The sequence below is a fragment of the Levilactobacillus suantsaii genome, assembly GCF_014069315.1.
In the GTDB taxonomy this organism is placed as follows: Bacteria; Bacillota; Bacilli; order Lactobacillales; family Lactobacillaceae; genus Levilactobacillus; species Levilactobacillus suantsaii.
The window spans coordinates 1,074,951-1,096,433 of the sequence record NZ_CP059603.1 but is presented as its reverse complement, the minus strand read 5'-3'; the positions used below and the strand labels follow the sequence as shown (position 1 = coordinate 1,096,433).

Here is a 21,483-nt window from a genome sequence, read left to right as displayed (position 1 = left end):
TTTTTTCTCACCACTGCCAATTCTTTAGTCCCCTGTCTAGGCCAATTAGTGGGCTAACCATTCCCCCGCTGGACTAGTCAGCCGCTTCCTGGCGCTTTCTCATGGCTCTCTTAGGACGGTTTAACGGTTTGCTTAGACCTTTCTTACATCACCGTGTTTAAATAAAGATGAATTCAATAAGGGAGTGATTTATATGGGTCAACAATTAGCGAACCAAGTTATGTTAGTCACGGGTGCTGGGTCCAAAATAGGCCGCCAATCCGCCACGTTACTGGCGCAATCCGGCGCTAAAATCGTTGCCGCCGACCTCAAAAGTGACGCGCTCACCCGCACGGTGACGACACTCAAAGCGGCGGGCTACGATGCCATCGCGGTGCCTACCAACACGCTCGTGGCCAATGACGTCAACTATCTGGTCACCACGGCCAAGCAACACTTTGGTCGGTTGGACGGGCTGATCACTCATGCTGGGTTACCCGACCACCTAATTGCCCCAGAGACCTTCGGCGACAAGCTGTGGGATCAAGTCACCGCCATCAACACGGCGAGTGTTCGCTTGATCACCCAAGCCGTCACCCCCCTCTTTTCCGACCAACAGCACGGCATCATCGTCAACGTGGCCACGGTCGGTCCCGTGACCGATGACCAAGCCCAAACGGCCTACACCGCTACGAAACGAGCCGTCACAACCCTCACCAAGCGCTTGGCTCACCAAACGGCCAAGCAAGGCCTACGGGTCAACGCCATCACGCCGGGCAATATCCAAGCCGATATCGTGGAACCATTACGGGTGCATGAAGCTCAAGTAGCCGGCGACCTCAAAGTCGTCACTAAGACCAGTGACGCGGTCGCCCAAGCAGTCCTGTTTTTGGCCTCAGAACGGTCTCACGACGTCAACGGCATGGTCATGGCCGTTGACCGTGGCTGGACCCACTAATCTCAAAACTTTAATCAATCACATAAGGCCCCGACAACGTTCTTGTCGGGGCCTTTTCACTGTCATTTTACAAGTCTATCCCGCCATCGACCGCCAAGACCTGGCCGGTCACGAAGCCGTTTTGTAATAAGTAGAGGTAGGCCGCGGCCACTTCTTCGACCGTACCGGTGCGCTTCAACGGAATCGACGCACTCATAGCCTGTTGTTGGGCCTTGATTTGTTCGGGCGTCAGTTTTCGCCACAAGCCCGTGGGCGTCCAGGTCGGGGCCACCGCGTTGACCCGGTAATTGGGCGCCAGTTCGACGGCCAACCCCGCTACCAAAGTATTGATGGCCTGGTTGCCAATAATCGCCCCGGAGGCGTCGTAAGGGTGACCACCAGCCCCCGAGGTCAGCGTCAGGCTCCCGTGGTCGTTCAGGTGTTTGACCGCAATCTGGGCCAGCTGGAGGTTGGCGAAGAACTTATCCTCGATGGCTTGACGAATTGCGGCGACCGAGTTGTCCAAAAAACCGCCACCCATCGCACCACCGAGAAACGAGATGATGTGGTCAAAGGCCGGTGCCGTGGCAAAAAAGTCACGCAACGCCTGCGGGTCCTGCGCATCCAACGCCGCCGTGGTCACGGCCGAACCAGCCGCTAAGCGGTCTTGAGCGTGCTGCAAGCGTTCGGCGTTGTGGCCAATCAAATAAACGTCCGCTCCCGCGGCCACCACGCGCTGAGCCACCGCGTAACCGAAACCGGAACTCCCGCCCACGATAAGAATGGTTTGCTGATCTAGTGTCATCCAATGACCTCCTTTAGTCTTAAGCTCATTGTAGTCCAATTGCCGTTAAATCACCTGGTTAAAAGTTTTCTGAAATTCAAGCGCGTCGGGTTTCTCCCCAATATACGGGTAAACAAAACGGTCGCCGCCTCTTAGCGTCGACCGTTTTTCGTTCGAGTTTAATCTTGTTGGTGCTTCTTACGCCGGAACCAACCGCCAGCTAACCCACTGGCTAAAGCTAAGCCCAGTAGTTGCGCCCAGTTGTTCGGAGCTTCGCCCGTTTGTGGCAAACCGGTACCAACGCCAGTGCCATTGCCGGTTCCCGTACCGCGACCTAACGCAGCCAAGAACTTCTGTTCAAGCGCCTCTAGCTTGGCAGCCAGTGCGGTATCACCTTCGGCTTTTGCCTTAGCAATAGCTGTTTGCAAGTCATTCAACGTCTCTTTTTCTTGTGCCACAGACTCATCGGCGGCCCACTCTTCTTCGAAGTCCTCAACGATATCGTCATCGTCTTCGTGCTGGTGCTCGTAAGTTAACTCCTCTTCTTCATCGGGTGCTTCAGTCCCGGGTTCTTCAGTACTTGGCATCTCCACGTCAATTCCTGGTAACGGCACGGCAATTTGCGGATCATCCTCATCTTCGTCCGTGTCGTCCTCACCTTCGTTATTATCTTCGTCCCCGGTATTGTCTTCGTCGTTGTCATCTTCATCGTTGTCGTCTTCGTCATCGGTCTCCGAAGTTTGGTTATCTTGGAGGTCCCACCGATGCGTTTCGGCGTTGACGATGACTTTATCGGCGATGATATTACCGTCAATATTCTGGTTAGTTTCAATCGTTGCGGACGGTGCTAACATGCTACCTTGGAACGGCCGGTCCACGTGAATCGTGCCGGTGTATTGTAAGTCATCGGCTGTCCGGTCGACAAAGTTCCACAAGAGGTGGTTGTCCCCAAAGTCTTCGGTTTCCTTGTTGTCCCGTTCGGTGCCGTCACTGTAAATAACTTTGATTTGCGAGGTGATGGTGTAATCGTCTTCACCACCGGTATCGACGTTGATGATGATGGTATCCCCATCGGCATCGGGTGACACGCCTTTGATGGTTAGCGGCGTGCCACTTTGTAAGACTTCCGGCGATAGATTGATGACGATGCGACCATTCTCGTCGGGCGTCATATCGCTTACGTCAATGACCCGGTTGTTTTGATCCGAGAAATCTGCTGAGGTGTAATCCTTCACGCTTGGTAGTTCCGCAAAGGCCTTATTCTTTTCGCGTAATTTAGCGAATTCCGCGTCGAAATCTATGTAGGTTTGTCCGTTTTGATCTTGGAAAATTTCCGATGCGAGCAGATGGTCAATTGAAACCCCGTTGACCGTAGGCCGGTTGGGGTCACTGATATCAATCGTGACGTTTTGACCAAAAATAACCTTGTTATACCGTGTATCCCCACTCGATACAAAGGAACTATTGGCGATATTATTGATATTTTGAATGTAAGAAATGTCTTTGTCCAGGAGTTCTTCGATGATGTTGGTGCCGAAGTTGACGTTCCCCGTCAAGTATTGCACGGCCAAATTGCCGTTCGTGTGGGCGTTTAATTCCGCTTCTCGGGCAAAGATGTGAAAGACCGAGGAAATCCCCAGTAAGTTGTCATCATCGATGTTGGGAAAATCGTCATAAACGCTGCCACCGGATTGGATGTCACTATCAGCTTCCGGTTCCACTGCCGCGGTAGTTGCAGCAGTTGCCGCCGTTGATGCAGCTGTCGCTTCCGTTGATGAATCCGTCGACGAATCTGTCGCGCTATCGTCACTGGTCGAATCCTCATCAGTCACGTCCAATGAAGCCTTCGCAATTCCGGCATGGTCATCAGTGGTGGTTGTCGTCGCGTCACTATCAGACGTTGTCGTCGCTTGGTTAGTGGTAGTGTCAGCGCTATCATCGGTGTCCGTCGTGTTCGCTGTTGACGTCTCGGTCGTTTGCGCTGCCGAAGTACTCTTGGTCGCATTCGACTCGTTAGTCGCATCGGTTTTGCTTGAGCTTTCAGTAGAACTCTGTTGGTCGGTGCTAGAGCTGTTACGACTACTGTCACTGCTGCTGTCAGCGCTACTACTATTACTATCAGAGCTACTGCTACTACTACTGCTGTTCTCACTACTACTCGATGACGAAATGACTGCCGATTGAGTCGCCGTACTCGATGAACTATCCGCATGCACAACGGTCGCGGGTACACCTACGGCCAACATCACCGCGCAGGCAAAGACCCACCGACGACCACTTTTATACATCTTAAAATGCGTTCGTTTAGTTTCCATACTAAGTACTCCCTACCTTTCTCAAACGATTACATCTCTATTTTGGGCCTAGTTTGGTCAACATTCAACATGATATCGAAAAATATTTTATTTTTAAATAGATAATCTAGTTATCCATTTTTAGATATTACGGTTTACTGGACTAGCGACACGCAAAAACGGGAGCCATAAGACCAGCCGCACAATTTTCATCGCATGGCTGATACGGTGGTTCCCGTCTGTTTAAAATTTAGTCGTTGTCCGTATAACGCTGGTTAACCCAAATCAGGCCACCCGCCAAAAGACCAGCGGCGCCCAACCAGGCCATTAACTGTCCTGAAGTTGCATTAGTCTGTGGCAACTTTCCGGTCGCAGGCCCCTGAGACGTGAAGATAATTGAGGTCGGCACTAACGTGGGGATCGGCATCTCGGTTGCTGTCGTCCCGGCTGGCTGAAACGGTGTCGGTTGCTGGTGCAAAAGCGGCAGCAAAGGCGGTTGTTGGTTATCCCAGATGCCTAGCGGGGGCGTCTCTGATTCCTGAATGGTACTCGAGCCATTCGTCATACTACTTGTGCTGCTGGAACTACTGGTACTGGAATTGCTGGTACTCAAGTTACTAGTTGCATTTGGATTACTAGCGCCAGAGCTACCAGGCAAATTAATCGTCTCTTGCGAATTATCGGGATTGGGGTCATCAGTCACATTGACTGTATTAGTCGCATTTGAATCATCGGTATCAGAACCATCTGGCGTATTAGTCGTGTTACCCGTAGTCGAATCATCGGGATTGGAGTCATCTGGCGTATCACCTGTGTTATCCGTAGTCGAATCATCAGGATTAGAACCATCTGGCGTATTGGTCGTATTATCCGTGTTCGAATCATCGGGATCAGAACCATCCGGCGCATTAATCGTGTTATCCGTGTTCGAATCATCGGGGTCGGAACCATCCGGTGTATTGCCCGTGTTATCCGTAGTCGAACCATCAGGATCAGAACCATCCGGCGCATTAATCGTGTTATCCGTGTTCGAATCATCGGGGTCGGAACCATCCGGTGTATTGCCCGTGTTATCCGTAGTCGAACCATCAGGATTAGAGCCATCTGGCGTATTGGTCGTATTATCTGTAGTCGAATTATCGGGGTCGGAACTATCCGGCACATTACCGTCCGTATCCCCACTAGGGGCGTCCGGCTGGGGAACAATCACCGGTGCATCCCTGGCATAGACGTAGGTAACAGTCTGCGGCTTATCGGTGAAGGTTCCTGTTGTTTGCCCGGAAATTTTCTTTAAATAGTACCCCGTAAATTTTTTCGATTTCGTGGCGTAGGTTTTTCCCACCAATCCTTGAATCACTTCTGGCTCTTCCAAGTCCTGTCCCACCATATCTTGATAGTGCACCGTGACTGGTCCGGCGGCTAATGCATAGGGTTGAATAACCGTAAAAATCTGATCCTTACTCTGACCCATCAGATAATAATAATCTGGTAACGGCCGTAAATTGGGTCCAGTAATTCCGGGTTTTTGATCCAAAATAATATTAATATCAAGCCCACCGTGGCCATCCGGTACTGCGTGGCCGCCAAAAAAATAGGATGACTTAATTACCCCTTCCGTCCCAGTTGCAACTGGCGCGTGGTAATAATGGATTTGCGTCAAGGGGTCAAGTTGGTCCCCCGGTAAGTGAAAATTGCCTTCCATGTGGGCAGTCCGAGCTTTTTGATTAATTGTTGTACGCGGTCTGAAAATTAACTGGTTGGTCATCTCCAACGTTGCGTATTGTCCCTGTGACAATTTAGAAAAATCTTCAATCTGGTTGTCCCTTAAATCCAGACTTGTCACGTTTTTTAATTCTTTCAGCGGCGTCACGTCCTTGATCCGGTTGTTTTTTAAGTCGATGCGCCATAAGAATTGTAAATTCTTTAACGGCGATACATCGACCACGTCGCCGAACCAGTGCTCTGTCGGACCTTGAAACCCCATCCCAATGTTGATTGTCTTTAAATTGGTCGCGTATTGCAGACCTTCCAATGAGTACTCGCTGGTCCCGTCAATGTAGGCGGTTTGGCGATCCACAACGTCATTCAACTTCTCAAGGCTCTCCTTCGTAAGGCCCGAAACACCATCTTCCGGAGCTTTCCCCACCTTTTGAAGACCTGCTAAAACGGCTTTTTGCAAGCGCTTGTTTGGCATCCAACTGTCCACCGATTCCGGCTCAGACGTTGGTTGTGTGCGCGCAGTGACCTGTGACGTCATCATCGTTGCGGTCTTAATCGCCGCATCAGCCGTTACGCCCGTTAGGCTACTCCAACACCCAACGGTCAGGCTCAGGGCAATCACATAGCGTGACCACCGGTAACGGCATAATTGGCTTAATGTGGCGGTAATGTTCATAGTCGGCTCCCCCTCCGAGTCTTTAGCTGTAAAATTAAGCAATTAAATTGCAAAATACAGCTAATAACTTACCAGCTCCCCTCAATTGCGTCTATCGTTTTCGTAGATTCGCATTCAGGTATTCCCATTTAAGCCATGATCTTTACTACGAAAAACGTGGGCTAAACACTGATATATCGGCTATTTGCCTTCTTAATTCAACTCCATTTCACCCACACATGACATCCCAAAATAACGGCATTTATGACCGAATTGCTTTTTAAAATTGCTTATCTCCCTACCCCATAAACTACTAACCCGCTTAACTCAGCCCGTCCCGTAACCTTAACGTTAACTTAAAATGTGACAACAATGCCACTAAGTATGACAAGTCAAACTCAAAGCGTCATCACATTGATATTTATCTGCAATTCTCCTGTAAAACCAATGGTCTATCTTAGATAGTATACACAAGCGAGGATTATCAGACTTACATAATTAAGGGATGGCTTATTAATGAAGATCAAACAACTTAGTTTAACAATCGCGGCAGCCGCAGCCTTCTTACCCATCTGGGGATTAACGACCACGGCTTCTGCCAATAGCACCAACGTGATTAACAGTACCAGTAAGATGACTGATACTAAATACGTGCGGAAGAGCGCTACGGGTTGGACTTACAACCTAAGCGGCACTAAGAAGAACATGAAGTTCGGTAAAAAGACTCACTACTTAAAGAATTACCCGCACACCACTTGGCATGCCACCAAGAAGCGCTACATCACCAAGAAGAACGGTGTGAAGTACTTGTACTACTACGTCACCAATGGTCGTAAGACCGCTTCTGGTTGGATCTGGCACGGTTACTTGAAGAAGTCTAAGACTTACGCCTCCATCAAGAAGGTCGCTACGGCGCAATTGGGTAAACCCTACGTTTACGGTGCCAACGGCCCAAGTTCCTTTGACTGCTCTGGGTTCACCAAGTACGTCTTCAAAAAGGCGATTGGGAAAACAATTCCCCGGACGGCACAATCCCAATACAATTCTTACAAACACGTGAGCGCCAAGAACGCTAAAGCCGGCGACCTAATCTTCTTCGGAACCAGCAAGAAAAACATCACCCACGTGGGGATTTACAAGGGAAGCCACAAGATGATCGATGCGCAATTGCGTGGGGTCGTCAACGAAGCCACCAACGTTTCCTGGTGGAACACGGTCGGCTACTCTCGCCCAGCTTCCTTAGACTAAGACAAGTTTCATCATAATAAGCCAAAAAAGCGTGCGACTCGACAATTCGTCAAGTCACACGCTTTTTTCATCTATTCTATGCTGGTGTCACGTTCAAGGACTTCTTGGTCCCGTTTAAAATCTTAAAGAAGCTCGCCAGTTCCTTCTTCCGGTAAGAGGCCGGCACGAATTCCCGAATGGTTTCGAGGTCGAACCCAGTGGCCAATTTATTGCGATCGACCACAATGGGGTTCTTTAGAATTCCTGGATTGGTCTGGAGTAACTCGACCAGGTCATTCATCCCCATATCCTGAACGGATGTCGGGAGTGCCTTGTAGGCTTTGGACCGCGTGGAAATTAAATCGTCGGTCCCGTCGACCGTCAAGGATAACATGTATAGGATTTCGTCTCGAGTCAACGGCTGTTTTTTAATATCGCGTGCCGTGAAGATTGCGTCGTGATTTGCTAGCCACTTCATTGCTTTCGTGACAGCGGTTGTTTTAGCATGAAAATACATTTTAATCATAGAATCGCCCTCCAATGATGTGCTTGTCGATGAGGTACCTGAGATTTTAGCACTCTTTTGTTTGAGTGCTAATTTATGTTAATAATTGTACACCACAATCGGCGATGATGAAACCCATTAGGCTTAACTAAGTAAGGTTTAACCTTTTCGCAAAAAAATTTGGCGCCAATTTTGGCTTTCTCAGTAGTCTAACTCAACTTTAGCAGGCAAATCGGAGAACTTCGTGCTGGAAACATGAAGATTTCTTGAAGATGTGGTGGGAAACGTTTTGGGATGCGTGGAATTGGCTTGAGATCAGCCACTAATCTACACCTCACGACTAAAAATGAGTCAGTAGAAAATGCACTACTGGCTCACTAAAATCTAAACTTTTTAATTGCGATGCCGCCAGAACACCCAGCTAACACTACTAAGTAATGCGGCTCCTAGAATCTGTAGCCAACTCGTCTCTTGCCCATTAGTCTGTGGCAACTTCGGTTGAAGTGTCGCTACTGATAGCTTTACCACTTGTCCATTTCGCTGGTGAGAGGTCAAGCGATAGAGAGTCCTATGTGTCGGTGTGATACCAGATCGATGTGCCGGCGTTGCTGGCCCGGTCGTTTGTGGTCGCGGTTTTGGCTGTTTGGGCTTTTGCGGTCGCTGGCCACTATCACCGTTTCCCTTGGGGATTTTCTTAGTAGACGTAGTAGGCTCAATAGGCTGATACGTATAGATGACCGTTTGTGGCATTGGCGTAAAATACCCTTGTTCATTTTGTGGTTCACGTAGTAGTTGATACCGACTTAAAGTCAATTCAGGAGCTAAATAGGTATCACCAACTAGCCCCGTCAAGACTTTATCCGGGGCGATAATTTGGCCCATATTATCTAGATACTGAACTGTCACTTGGCCAGATTCTTCTGATATTGTATTTTCTTGTACCGTAGAAGTCGATATCGGTACAGTATGGCCTATAATTTGGGGGATAAACGTTGGATTTTCTATGGGGAATGGTACAACAGTGTATGGAATATAAAAATAAAAATCGTCTTCATTTTTAGCTCTAAGCCACACCCTAAAATAACTTTTTATTCCTGGTTTTTTATCATGGTTAGTAATGTTAAGCTTCATTTCACCTCCATCCCTTTCAATTGTCACGTCATTATCATCGATATTAGGACGTTCATCATCACTCATAACAGAACTATTCACATATGTATTAGTATTACTATCAATTTCATTTTTATCATCTACATTCACTATTTTCGGAAGTGCAATGCTTACTTTTTCTCCTACATGAATAACTATAGGATTCATTTCAACATATGATGACCCTTCTACGTTAAACAAACTCACAGAATTATTCCGAATGCATTTAAATTCAGAAAAATCTAAGATACTGTTTCTCTGAAAAAATAAATTTACTGTGTTTTTGGCGTCTTCCCAAGCCCACTTGATTGGTAAAAGACTGGTAATACTTTGTCCTTGAAGACTAATTGTTCCTTCACCTAAATTCTTCAAATTTGCTAATGGTTTAACACTAGTAATTAATCCATATTGTGCATAATAATTACGCTTTAATCTCATAATTTCAGTCTGTATCCACGGATTAGTAGACTGTGCATTACGATTACACCAATCTTTAAGTAGCGTATTACTAATATTTATATCCAACCGCTCCAAACTAGTAGCTTTTTCAAGCCCTTCTAAGCTTTTAATTTGTAAAATGTTGGTGATATAATCTGGATTTTTATCAAGAGTATCATATTCTTCCAAAACTACTAACCTACTTAAAACAGCCGGTGTAATATCACTCACTTTAGTGATACCGGGAAATTCACCTGCATTGTTTTTACTATCTTGAACGCTAGTATATCCTCCTTTGTTTTCCGCCATAATTGCACTCAACACAAACTTCTGTAAATGTTTATCCGGCATCCATTGATCTATTGAAGGCTGCTTGGAATCAACCTTCCCCCCTGGTGAGGTTACCGGTGGTTGCGGCTGATTCCCTATTTTTTTAATGACCTCTAACGACCGTACCTTAGGTTCTGGAGTTGGCTCTTTGGGGTTTTCAATGTCTTCTTTTTTGCTGGCATCGCTGGCATATCAGTCAGTGGTTGTTTCGTTGATTGGTCGGGTACCGTTGTTTCTGATGACGTAGCCACAGTGGTGGAATCCACTCCCACTAGGTCCTTATCATCTGTCGTTACCGGTTTATCTGGCACCGTTGCTGGTGTCTTCGCTGGTTCGACTTTCTCCGTTGTGGTCGGTGCCGTTTCCGTAGTGACGTCAGTTGCCGACTGCTGTTCCAGCGGCGCATCGGTTGCTTTAGCGGGGGTTGGTGCTGGCGTCACAACTGCCGCTTCTTGTGGTACCGTTGCGGCGTGTCCCACTACGCTACTCCCCCCTGCTAAGACTAACCCAATTGTCACTAAACTAGCCGATGCCCACATCCTTGGATCACTATTTGTTCGCTGTGTCTCCCGCCTAACTCCCATTCCTGATTGCCTCCGTCTCTCGTTGAAACAGCTCTGCTTAAGTTACTTCAACTATAGCGAGTTTATGCAAACTAACAAGTGACAACATTTTAGAAAACTAATTCCATTTCAGCTAAGAAAAAGCCGATACAACAGCATTTATAATCGATGCACACGAGAGTGGCTGTGACCTTCTCACCCGAAATACCAATTATTTTATACAATTGTCGTATACTTCAAATCGTAACTATCCCCCTGCTATCTACGAAAACAAGTCTCACCCCACCCCCGAAAAAGCCGAAAAAAATAGCATCCCGCTATCCGCGAGATGCTATTTTCAGTTCAGTCTAGGTTACGAATCCAAATCAAACGCTCCGGCCCGGGTCCACAACCCGTTCTTCATTTGGTAATAAACGGTCTGGTGACCATTGGAGTCCGTCCGGTAAGCCCGGTGGGTAATCGTAACCCGCCGTTCTGAGATGTTAGCCGTGGTGCCCTTTTGCTTGGCTAAAAGAGAATCATCGAAGACCCGGTTGTAGACGGGGTAAATCTTCATCAGGTTTAATTCCCGGTCGTACTCTTCAGTTTCAATCTTGTCGAACTGTAAAGCCCCTTTCCGGCTCCAGTACTTCGTGGTCGAGTTCTTAGAGAAACGAATTCGGTACCATTTGCCCGTATCGGCGTTGGCCCGCATATCCAAGTAGACCCGCTTGTTCTTGAGCTTCTTCCAGTTGAAGGTCACGATGTTCCAGTTCTTGTGCCCCCGGACATGATTGTACAGCGAGTATTTCTTGAAGTTGCTCTTCAACTGAGCGTGTTGCGTGTTCAGCCCACCATAGTACTTTTCTTCCTTGTTGGTCTGCTTACGCTTCTTTAACTTCTGGGTCGGCTTCTTTTTATCTGGTTTCATGGTCGTTTCGGTGATTGGCTTTTGGGCCGTGACCGTCGTCGTGATAGGGTCCACGACCTTGACGTCGTTATCCGTGATCTTGATGCCCGCACTCGTCAACGGGAAGTTCCCTTGAACGAACGGAATCCCCTTCGTCTGCGTGTTGATGTCGTTATGGCTGATGTTCACGTTCGTCATCGGATTAGTCGTATCCTTGCTGTCCAAGTAAACGTACTGCTTGGTCGGGTTGACGTTGGTGAACGTGTTGTCGGTAATGTTCAAGTTCGTCATGTCATAATCCGCCTGTGAATTGTACAAGTAGATGTAGTTTCCGGATCCCAAAACGTGCTGGTTGATAAACTTGTTGCCCGTGATGTACAGGTCCGAGACACACTTGAAGTGAATCGTAGCGACCCCGTCACCGAGAAACGGCTTCGGATCGACCACCGTGTTGTTGGTAAAGTACACGTTATGGATGATGCCGGCTTGGCCTTTCTTATAGACCGCGTGCTCCCCAATCGGGTTCGGCGCATAAGATTGGACCTGGCCGGACTCCCGGGAGACCGGTAAGAACTGGTTATTGTCGACCGTGACATCGTACGACGGTAAATTATCGTACTTGTCACCGGCCAGCTTGTGCGACATGGCTTTCTTGTTCGAGTAATCGACCTGGATGGCTTCCTTGAAGTCCATCGAACCGTTGAATCCAGTAAAAACAGAATTCTTGACGGTCACGTTATGGCTCCCGTCAATATCAATGTAGTGTCCGGTCGGCGACTCGGCATTGTCAAAGACACAATTGTTGAATTTGACGTTTTGCGCATGGTGAATGCTTTGGACAAAGACACTCTGACCCGCGGCGGTGTTGTCCCCCTGGAAAGTCGCCCCGTTCCAGGTAATGTCGTTGATTCCACCGTTATAACCGGCTTTCGGACTCGGGTACGCGATGTTTAGGCGTTGGCCATCGGTGATCCGGAACACGGCGCCCTTATCAAACTTAAATTTTAAATTCGAATGCAGCTTGATGGTCCCCGAATTGAACACGTAAGTCCCCTTTGGCACGTGGACCGTCACTCCATCGCTGTTGGTCCACTTATTGATCATAGCCTGAAATGCCGCGTTGTTAATGGTCTTCGCATTTCCGCTCATCCCCTGGTGAACCGCATTAACTGTTGTCGATGCGTGAGCAGTCATGGGTGCGGCGAAACCGCTCCCAAAAATGGTCAGACTAAGTGCCGTCATCCCCATGGTAACGGCGGTTAGCAAATATTTTTTGCCCCTCATGATATCAAAAACCCCTCCATTCATAAAAATCTTTCCACGCTTTCATTATAGCGAAGACACGAAACCGTTGGGTCCTCGTAACCCAATTGTCACATGATTGAAAGATTTTAGCGATGAAGAGGTTCTCAGCTAACTCTGGTCTATTAATTAAGTGAACTATTTAGTTTAAAATTACATCATTTGGGCGATATCGCCATGCAGTTGGTTCAATTGGTCGACGACTTGGCCACGAACTTGCGTGTAAACCTTGACTCCGTCTGGCGTCAGCTTCAGGTTGTGTTGGCGCCGGTCGACCTTAGAGGCGATACTTTCGATCAGCCCTGCCCGCAATAACCGGGAAATCTGCCCGGAAATCATGGATTTGGAAACGCCAATCTGGTTGGCAAATTTAGTGGATGTAAAGTCGTCCCGTTGATCAGTGATGGCGTGTAACAAGTTAAATTGTTCCAAAGAAATCGTAATGTCCTCGGTTTTGATAGTCGTTACCGGCCGCATGATCTTCTGTAATTGGGAAAACCACTCTAAAGATTGACTCAGCTCGTTCGTTTGCGTCATAGATTACTACTCTTCCTTTCAATTATGCGATTGTGGTTCTTGGAGATGTTACTATTATGACCCACTAACCTTTTATTATAACCGTTATTTTCAGCATTTATGTTACTGTTTGATTAACAGTTTATAGCATTGCGAATGAAAACACTAGCCATCTGTCTCAATTTAACCTGGATTTAACGTATTTTGCATCGTTGCAATCTTTTTGTAAACTTTGTATGATGACCCTAAGTATTTACCCTGAATCGAGGAGGACCCTATGCCAACTATCAAACTGATTGCAACTGATGTCGACGGCACCTTTTTGACCACCAAGCGAACTTACGATCACGCACGTTTTGCGCGGCAACTGCAACGCCTGCAAGCCGCTAACATTCGTTTTGTGGTGGCTAGTGGCAACCACTTAGGCCACTTACAACACGTGTTTGCTCCCACGCCGGCCGTGCAGACTTTCATCGCCGAAAACGGCGCCCTAATCGTCGACCACGACCAAACGTTGTTCGCCGATCCGATTCCGTTGCCCATCGTGCGCGACGTGGTGCGAGCCATCTTAACAGACCCCACCCTTCGCCCGCAAATCTTCCGGCTGTCCGGGGCACACGGGACCTACATTGCCAAAAACGACCACACTGACGCCCAAGCGTCACAGGACTATTACGTCAACAATCCCGTCTTGGTCGATGACCTTCTGACCGTTGATGATACGATTTATAAGCTCAACGGTGAATGGCCCGACCAGGACAGTAAGGCCCAAGCAGCGACCCTCAACGCTCGCTTTCCCCACCAGATTCACGCCGTGGCCAGTGGCTTTGGCAGCATCGATATCATCGCCCCGCACATCAACAAGGCCGTGGGACTCACCAAGTTGGCACAGGCCTGGGGCATCGCGCCCAGTGAAATCGCTGCTTTTGGGGACAACGATAACGACCTCGAAATGGTCCGTCACGTAGGCTTAGGCGTCGCCATGCGCAACGGTACGGCGACCATCAAAGAAGCCGCCAACCTCATCACCCCGACGGATAACGACCATGACGGCGTGCTCAATGTGATTGACGCTATTCTAAATCAACAAGTTTAACCAAACCTAAACGGCGGCTAGGACTAAAAGTCCTAGTCGTTTTGTTTGGGTGCCCATAATAAACGGGCAATCAGTTGTCGGGCAATCCGAGCGGAGTGCAGGCGGCTGTGGCCCAACCCAGCCAGGGGGTACTCGGCGTAGCGCAACGGGCTCCCCGCCACGACTGGACGTAAGGCCCGCGCCTGGCGCACCGGAACTTCCCCGTCAGTTTTCCGCCCGGCTAGGAAGCCGTAGACGTTATGGATCTCGGCGCCGGCATTGGCCCAGAGGTTTCCCCGCCACCGCCAGAGTCGCCGGTAAGCCGGGTCCGGGACGTGCAGGTCCCCACTCTCATCGACCGGCGTCCCTAATAGGACCAGCCGGTTCAACCGGAGCAACTGCGGGTCCGCCCCGTCGCGTAATAGGCTTTGGACCATCGCACTGCCGCCCCACGAGTGGGCCACCGCGTTATAGGTCGTGATGCCGTAATGCTGGCGCAGCGCCCGCAAGATCTGTGTGATCCAGCGAATCTGGTGCTGATAACCTTGCGTAAGATTGCGGTCGAACAAGACCTGAATCGTCGGGTTCTCCGCGGCTCCCGTCCAGGTGCCGGTAAAGTGCAAGCGACCGCGATAATCCACGCGCACCGTCAGAACCTTGCTGGCATACCCGTGCCGGGCGAACCACCGGAGCATCCCGTTATAGGTCCACGCGTTGCCGCCCCATCCCGGAATAAACAGGGTCGGAACGGCCGACGCCACCTGAAGACCGCGTGATGACCGGTGTAACGGCCGAATCGCGCGGCGACTGAACCAATGATAACTGAACCAGCCGCCCAAAAGTACGGGTAGCCAACGTCTTATCCTTATCATCCGGCACCCTCCTAAACTCATCCATTATGCCAGTTTTTTAAATTGTACACAAGCTAAGCTTTTCGGCTTGGTGGCCATTTTCCCGCTTAAACGTCATTTATAAAATTCATCTGGATAAATTTATTTTCGGTCAAATGGCTAAAATCACTGAAATAAGGGCCCCTTCAAGACCGGTTCACCCCCGGCAGCCGCCCGAAAAGCGTTTGACAATTATACGGACAAAAAATAGAATAGATATAATTATGAAACCGCTTTAACAATTTAAACTTACAGAATCGAGGAACGTTTATGCAAACAACTACCAGTCAATGGGATACGTATCAGGGCCAAGCCGTCACGCAATACGAAATTGAAAACGCTAACGGCGTTAAGTTAGCCGTCCTCAGTTGGGGCGCGACCCTGCACAAGTTATTGGTCCCCAGTGCCAAGGGGGAGCATAATTTGGTGTTATCCTACCATAAAATGGCCCACTACCTAGATAATCCCTTTTACGTTTGCATGGGGATTGGCCGAACCGGTGGCCGAATCACCCGCGGGACGGCCAAGATTGGCGATCAGACCTACCATCTCGACCCTAACGAAGGCCAAAACACCCTCCATGGAGGCCCCCACGGCTTCAACACAGTCAATTGGGACGGCACCATCGATGACAGTGACCCGGACCTGGCCAAGATCAGCCTGACCCACACTTTCAAGAGCACCGACGATTCCTACCCCGGTGATTTGACTGCTAAGATTGTTTGGACACTGGACCAGCACGACCAGATTACGTTGACCTTTAGTGGGACCGCCACGGCAACGACCCTGTTCAACCCAACGGCCCACTTGTACTTCAATCTCAGTGACGACCCGTTGGTCACCGGTCAGACGCTGCAAGTCAACAGTCACGAACACCTAGAGCTCAACAGCGAGAAGTTGCCGACCGGGAAGTTCTTGCCTGTGGCCGATACGCCGTACGATTTCAGCGATGGCCAAAACTTAGGCCAGGCGATCCGCGGTCTCCAGGACATCCCCGAAAAGGGCTTTGACGATGTTTACCACGTGGTTCCGAGTTCCAACGATACCATCGCCAAGTTGACGGACCCGACCAGCAAGCGCACCGTCACCATCAAGTCGCCGCGCAACGGGCTCGTGGTCTTCACTGCTAACTCGTTTGATGCCAACTTGAAACTGGCCACTGGTTCTGGCCAGCCTTACATGGGGGTCGCCCTAGAACCCCAGACGTTACCGGATACCATGAACCACCCCGACTTTGGCGACGTGACGCTGCCTGCCGGTCAGACCCAAAGCTATCAAATCACTTATGATTTAACTTACTAAACCACGCGAAAACGCCCTCCCCAATCCTCAGTTGCGGGGGCGTTTTTGGCTGGGGACCCGGGTTGACACTAAATACCCCCTATGGTACATTGTAAAACGTAACGATTACTATTTTGAGGAAAGGAGCCTTACTATGGCAAAGAAGTCTAAGATTGCAAAGGAAAAGAAGATTGAAGCGACCGTCGAAAAGTACGCGACTAAGCGCGCCGAACTCAAGGCAGCGGGCGATTACGCCGGCTTAGCCAAGCTTCCCCGCAACGCCTCGCCGGTCCGCATTCATCATCGTGACCACCTCGACGGGCGGCCACACGCCTACATGCGTAAGTTCGGGTTATCCCGGTTGAACTTCCGCGAATTGGCCCACAAGGGTCAGATCCCAGGCGTCAGAAAGGCGAGCTGGTAGACCAGCCGTTCCCGTGACCGACGGGGGGATTGCCCCGTCGGTGTTGTGACCTTACCCAACGGTGTTGCTGAGGTCACACTTAACCCCAAATAACCTTTAAGGCAGAGACCGCGGTCCCTGCCTTTTTTCTGGGCATTTGACAGCCCCCTATCCCTTTTATAGACTAAGATTAAATCTGATTTTTTAAAGGAGTTCTCTAAACTCATGCAAGTTGAATCCATTGGTTGGGCCTTCGACGTCTTACAGGCCGACGCCTTAGACGACAGCTACCCGCGCATCGAGGCCCTCTTCGTGGGGCGAACGCCGGCGGTGGCCTACGACGCCCAGAACCAACCCAAGTTTAACCGGACCATCGAACGCCGGCTCAAGGCCTTAGAACGCGATTTACGACACAAGCATCAAGCCGATTTATCCACCCTGGGCAGTGCCGACTTGGCCCAAAATGCGCTGATCATCCAGCGCTTAGTCACCGATTACAGCAACCAGCTCAGAGCCCAGATCCTGGTCCCGGCTCAGCTCGACCTCGAAAGTTTGACGCTGGCCGGCGAGTGGCCGCTGTTCTGGAACGAACAGGCTCCGTTGGTGCGGCAAAAGGCCCAGAGCCAAACACCGATGCCGCTGAACCCGACGCCCCAAACTAGCCAACCGACTACGCCCCAACCGGCTGACCATCACCATCCGGATACCCCCAATGGGGGTGCCACCTATACGCCGGTCTAATGACTGGACACTAAAATGGACTGCTTGCGGCATCAATTGTCGTAAGCAGTCCATTTTTAGTAACTCATTTTTTAGCGCACTCCTCCAAGGTCGCCTTACCCTTCGGCCACCACGTCCGTGGTGAGGGTCACGTTCTTCCCCGCGACATCAATAGTCAAGGGGTCCCCACTCAAGAGCTTGAAGTGGTTGCCAGATTTGTCGACCGTGACTTCGACCAAGCGACCGCGGAAGACCTGCCGGAACGAGAAACTCTGCCAAGTTTTTGGCAAGAACGGCGCGTAGTGCAGTTGACCGTTACGGACCCGCATGCCCGCAAAGCCTTGAACCACCGCAATCCAGCCCCCGGTCATGGCCGTGATGTGCAGGCCATCCGTGGTGTCATTGTTGTAGTTGTCCAGATCCAACCGCGCCGTGCGTTCGTAAAGTTCCACGGCCTTGTCTTCGTAGTGTAAGTCGGACGCCAAGACGGAGTGGATAGCCGGCGATAGACTCGATTCATGGACCGTCAAAGGTTCGTAGAAGTCGAAGTTGGCCTTCTTCTGTTCTGGGGTGTAGTCGTCGATGAAGTCCCAGATACCTTGCAGAACGTCGCCTTGCTTGATGTACGGCGACCGCAGGATCTTATCCCAAGACCAGTGCTGGTTGATAGGCCGTTGGTCTTCGGGAATCGAACTGGCTGGTTCGATGTCCTTGTCCAAGAAACCATCGTGTTGGACGAAGATGTTCAAATCCTTGTCATATGGCAGATACATTCGGTTGACGATGTCTTGCCACTGGGCCTTTTCGTCTGCTGAAACGGCCAGGTCTTTGGCCACATCGGCGTCGACTTGGTCCAAGATTTCCAGCGTGTACTTCAACGTCCACTGGGCCAACATGTTGGTGTACCAGTTGTTGTCGACGTTGTTTTCGTACTCGTCGGGTCCCGTGACCCCGTGGATCATGTACTGGTTATGGCGCTTGCTGAAGTGGACCCGGTCCTCCCAGAAGCGTGACATCTCGGTCAAGACCTTGGCACCTTGGTGTAAGACGTAGGAGGTGTCGCCAGTGTAACGGGTGTAGTTGTAAATCGCAAAGGCAATGTCGCCGTTACGGTGGATTTCTTCAAACGTGATTTCCCATTCGTTGTGGCATTCGATACCATCGAAGGTGACCATCGGGAACAAGGCCCCCTTCAGTCCCTGTTCCTTGGCGTTGACGTAGGCCCCTGGCAGTTGATTGTACCGGTACATCAACAGGTTGCGAGTGACTTTCGGGTCGGTGATGCCCAGGTAGACGGGGAAGGCAAAGGCTTCGGTGTCCCAATAAGTCGCACCGCCGTATTTCTCACCGGTAAAACCCTTGGGCCCGATGTTCAGCCGCGAATCTTCGCCGTAGTAGGTCGAGAACAATTGGAAAAGGTTGAAGCGAATCCCCTGTTGTGATTCATCGTCACCGGTGATTTCCACGTCGGACTTTTCCCAACGTTGCGCCCAGATCTTGGTGTGGGCACTCAATAAATCGGCATAACTGATTTTAGCGACCTGGTCACTCAATTGATCCATCGCCTGGGTCAACTCAGCTTGACTGCCGTAATCCCGCGACGTAACCACGATGACTCGCTTTTCAAGACTGGTGCTGGTCTCAGGCGCCAAAGTGCCTTGATAGGCCATGGCGACTTCTTTGTCGTTCGGTTGGTCCACGGCCACGTTGGCCAAATCGGTCACGACCCGCATCTCCATGCCGGAAGTGAACTGAGGCGTGCCAAACGGGTTCGGCGTGGTCTTAGCCACGACGCTGCCCCGGTCGGCCTGCTGGTCAGTGGCCAGCACGTCCCAGAAGCGTTCGTCGTAGTTGGCCTCTTCGTTCTTGACGTCGGCATCGATGGCCGGTAAGAGCTTAACCGTGATGTCCTGAGCACCTAGGTTTTTAATCGTAACCTTTTGGACGGACAGCTCCTTTTGGGCGACACTCAAGAAGCGCTCGAAGGTCAAAGCGACCTTGGTGGCCCCACGGTCAAGGGTGAACGACCGGGTCAAGACGGCCCGGTGCATGTCCAGGTCTAAGTTGAAATCACTGATCTTGTCTTGCGCCAAATCGACCCGTTGCCCATCGATTTCAATGGGTAACTTGATGAAGTTGACCGCGTTGACGACCTTGCCGAAGTACTTGGGGTAGCCGTTCTTCCACCAGCCAACCCGCGTCTTGTCCGGATACCAGACACCGCCCAAATAGATACCTTGGAGTGAATCGCCGCTGTACTCTTCTTCGAAGTCGCCACGCATGCCCATGTAGCCGTTCCCCAGACTAGTCATCGACTCTTGCAGTCGTTTGTCTTGAGGGTCGAAGGTGTGCGTGCTGACGTTCCAGGGTTGCACCTCAAAAATCCGTTTCATGGTAAAAAACTCCCTTTCGTAAAATCATGTTAGCGTCAAAAGTCAAATTGAACACAGAATCCACAACGTTGAAGGACCTCGCGTTGTGGATTGTGGTCGGCGTTTAGGCCTTGTAAGTTTCTTTAATGGAGAAGACGGAGAGTGCCCCGATCACCATCACGATGCCCCCGAGCAGGAACATGTTAGATTGTGAGCTCCCTAACAGTGGGAACAGTGCGAAGCTGGCAACAGACGCGATGATTTGTGGCAAGCAAATCGAGCCGTTGAACAAGCCTAAGTAAGTCCCCATGTGGGCCCCAGACAAGGCGTTGGTAACCATAGTCAGTGGGTAAGTGTTCATCGCGGCCCAAGCAATCCCGACCAGAACGAACGACCCAATCAGGGTGTACTGGTTGTGAATGAAGAACACGGAGATGAATCCGATGGCCCCTAAGCACAGACTACCCGCGTAGCCTAACTTGTGGACCCGGTTCGGTAACTTGGCCAAAACGTAAGACCAAACCACAGCGGCGATGGACTGAACGGCGGCCAAGACCCCGTACCAGTTCCCAGCGGCTTGATAGCCCGCGGACGTTGCGTTAGTGGTGTGCCAAACGTTGTCGGCAATGGCCCCAGCGGAGTAAGTCCAGAGATACTGGAAAGCAAACCAGCAGAAGAACTGAACTAAGGTGACGGTCCAGAAGACCTTTGGCGCGGACTTCAGTAACGTCCACCAGTTCCCACCAGTGGAATTGGCTTCCTTAGTGATGCCGTGGTACATGGCGTAAGTATCTGGATCGTATTCATGGACCCGGAAAATGGTAAACAAGCTGGTAACCACCAGCAAGATGGCCCCGATGTAAAAGGCAGCCTTGACCGTATCAGGAACGACCCCTTTAGCGGCCACGTTCTTCAACCCAAAGTAGGCAAGCAGAAATGGGAGAACGGCGGCCAAAACGGCCCCGGTGTTGGACAGAAAACTTTGAATCCCGTAAGCATAACTCTTCTGATCATCGTTGACCATGTCCCCAACCATCATCTTGAATGGTTGCATCGCCACGTTAGAGGACAAGTCCAGAAACGCCACGGTGATGGCCCCGAATAATAGCGCCGCAAACGACGCGTAGCCGAAGCCCAAGCTCCCGGAGTTCGGGAGCAGACACATGACGATGACCGCGACGATCGCCCCTAATAACAGGTACGGTAACCGCCGTCCCCCGAGCTTAGGCGCCCAGGTCCGGTCGGAATAGTACCCCACGATCGGTTGAACAATGATGCCGGCTAGTGGTGGTAAAATGAAAAACCACCCCAAGTTGTTCGGGTCGGCCCCAATGGTCTGGAAGATCCGACTCATCTGTGAACTTTGCAGGGTAAACGCTGTTTGGACCCCGAGAAAGCCAAAGTTGATCATCCAAATCGTGCTGGCCGACAACTTCGGTAGTCCCGTCTTGGGAT

Annotated in this window: 17 protein-coding genes; 6 read left to right on the top strand and 11 right to left on the bottom strand. The window is 50.4% G+C overall.

What is annotated here, in order from left to right; genetic code table 11:
- Positions 1–193: 193 nt before the first annotated feature.
- On the top strand, positions 194–937 hold the full coding sequence (locus tag H3M12_RS05025) for an SDR family NAD(P)-dependent oxidoreductase (RefSeq protein ID WP_182151006.1): 744 nt from the start codon (positions 194–196) through the stop codon (positions 935–937).
- Positions 938–1,004: 67 nt separating this feature from the next.
- Here the strand turns inward: H3M12_RS05025 and H3M12_RS05020 are convergent, their stop codons facing one another.
- From H3M12_RS05020 to H3M12_RS05010, 3 genes are all read right to left on the bottom strand, one after another.
- A complete protein-coding gene (locus H3M12_RS05020; RefSeq protein ID WP_129032846.1) occupies positions 1,005–1,721 on the bottom strand; it encodes an SDR family oxidoreductase in 717 nt (238 codons plus the stop codon).
- 158 nt (positions 1,722–1,879) lie between these two features.
- A complete protein-coding gene (locus tag H3M12_RS05015; RefSeq protein WP_129032847.1) occupies positions 1,880–4,015 on the bottom strand; it encodes a collagen-binding domain-containing protein in 2,136 nt (711 codons plus the stop codon).
- A gap of 229 nt (positions 4,016–4,244) precedes the next feature.
- Positions 4,245–6,389: a MucBP domain-containing protein gene (locus tag H3M12_RS05010; protein ID WP_182151005.1), complete on the bottom strand. Its 2,145-nt coding sequence runs from the start codon at positions 6,387–6,389 to the stop codon at positions 4,245–4,247.
- Between the two features lie 495 nt (positions 6,390–6,884).
- Here H3M12_RS05010 and H3M12_RS05005 point away from each other — a divergent pair, with 495 nt between their 5' ends.
- Positions 6,885–7,616, top strand: coding sequence for a C40 family peptidase (locus H3M12_RS05005; RefSeq protein ID WP_129032848.1), 732 nt, complete (start codon positions 6,885–6,887; stop codon positions 7,614–7,616).
- 76 nt (positions 7,617–7,692) lie between these two features.
- Here H3M12_RS05005 and H3M12_RS05000 read toward each other — a convergent pair whose 3' ends face one another.
- The 5 genes from H3M12_RS05000 to H3M12_RS04980 form a co-directional block, all read right to left on the bottom strand.
- Entirely contained in the window at positions 7,693–8,121 is a 429-nt protein-coding gene (locus H3M12_RS05000; RefSeq protein WP_129032849.1) for a Spx/MgsR family RNA polymerase-binding regulatory protein, read from the bottom strand.
- Positions 8,122–8,493: 372 nt separating this feature from the next.
- On the bottom strand, positions 8,494–10,038 hold the full coding sequence (locus H3M12_RS04995; RefSeq protein ID WP_129032873.1) for a MucBP domain-containing protein: 1,545 nt from the start codon (positions 10,036–10,038) through the stop codon (positions 8,494–8,496).
- A 92-nt stretch (positions 10,039–10,130) separates the two neighbouring features.
- Positions 10,131–10,496 (bottom strand): hypothetical protein, encoded by a 366-nt coding sequence (locus H3M12_RS04990; protein WP_129032850.1) that lies wholly within the window; start codon positions 10,494–10,496, stop codon positions 10,131–10,133.
- Between the two features lie 436 nt (positions 10,497–10,932).
- Complete coding sequence (locus H3M12_RS04985) at positions 10,933–12,711, bottom strand: glycoside hydrolase family protein (RefSeq protein ID WP_233449225.1); 1,779 nt, start codon at positions 12,709–12,711, stop codon at positions 10,933–10,935.
- Between the two features lie 213 nt (positions 12,712–12,924).
- Positions 12,925–13,308: a MarR family winged helix-turn-helix transcriptional regulator gene (locus tag H3M12_RS04980; RefSeq protein WP_129032852.1), complete on the bottom strand. Its 384-nt coding sequence runs from the start codon at positions 13,306–13,308 to the stop codon at positions 12,925–12,927.
- Between the two features lie 256 nt (positions 13,309–13,564).
- Between H3M12_RS04980 and H3M12_RS04975 the strand changes: the two genes are divergently transcribed.
- Complete coding sequence (locus H3M12_RS04975; RefSeq protein ID WP_129032853.1) at positions 13,565–14,383, top strand: Cof-type HAD-IIB family hydrolase; 819 nt, start codon at positions 13,565–13,567, stop codon at positions 14,381–14,383.
- Positions 14,384–14,415: 32 nt separating this feature from the next.
- Here the strand turns inward: H3M12_RS04975 and H3M12_RS04970 are convergent, their stop codons facing one another.
- Positions 14,416–15,234, bottom strand: a complete 819-nt coding sequence (locus tag H3M12_RS04970) for an alpha/beta hydrolase (RefSeq protein WP_225423536.1) — start codon at positions 15,232–15,234, stop codon at positions 14,416–14,418.
- A gap of 288 nt (positions 15,235–15,522) precedes the next feature.
- Between H3M12_RS04970 and H3M12_RS04965 the strand changes: the two genes are divergently transcribed.
- From H3M12_RS04965 to H3M12_RS04955, 3 genes are all read left to right on the top strand, one after another.
- The gene (locus tag H3M12_RS04965; protein ID WP_129032854.1) at positions 15,523–16,554 is read left to right on the top strand and encodes an aldose epimerase family protein; all 1,032 of its coding nucleotides are present in this window, start codon (positions 15,523–15,525) and stop codon (positions 16,552–16,554) included.
- A gap of 133 nt (positions 16,555–16,687) precedes the next feature.
- On the top strand, positions 16,688–16,957 hold the full coding sequence (gene rpsN, locus H3M12_RS04960; protein ID WP_129032855.1) for a 30S ribosomal protein S14: 270 nt from the start codon (positions 16,688–16,690) through the stop codon (positions 16,955–16,957).
- A 204-nt stretch (positions 16,958–17,161) separates the two neighbouring features.
- A complete protein-coding gene (locus H3M12_RS04955) occupies positions 17,162–17,677 on the top strand; it encodes a hypothetical protein (protein WP_182151002.1) in 516 nt (171 codons plus the stop codon).
- A gap of 95 nt (positions 17,678–17,772) precedes the next feature.
- Here the strand turns inward: H3M12_RS04955 and H3M12_RS04950 are convergent, their stop codons facing one another.
- Positions 17,773–20,049, bottom strand: coding sequence for a glycoside hydrolase family 65 protein (locus H3M12_RS04950; RefSeq protein ID WP_129032857.1), 2,277 nt, complete (start codon positions 20,047–20,049; stop codon positions 17,773–17,775).
- Positions 20,050–20,152: 103 nt separating this feature from the next.
- Entirely contained in the window at positions 20,153–21,439 is a 1,287-nt protein-coding gene (locus tag H3M12_RS04945) for an SLC45 family MFS transporter (protein ID WP_182151001.1), read from the bottom strand.
- Between the last annotated feature and the right edge of the window lie 44 nt (positions 21,440–21,483).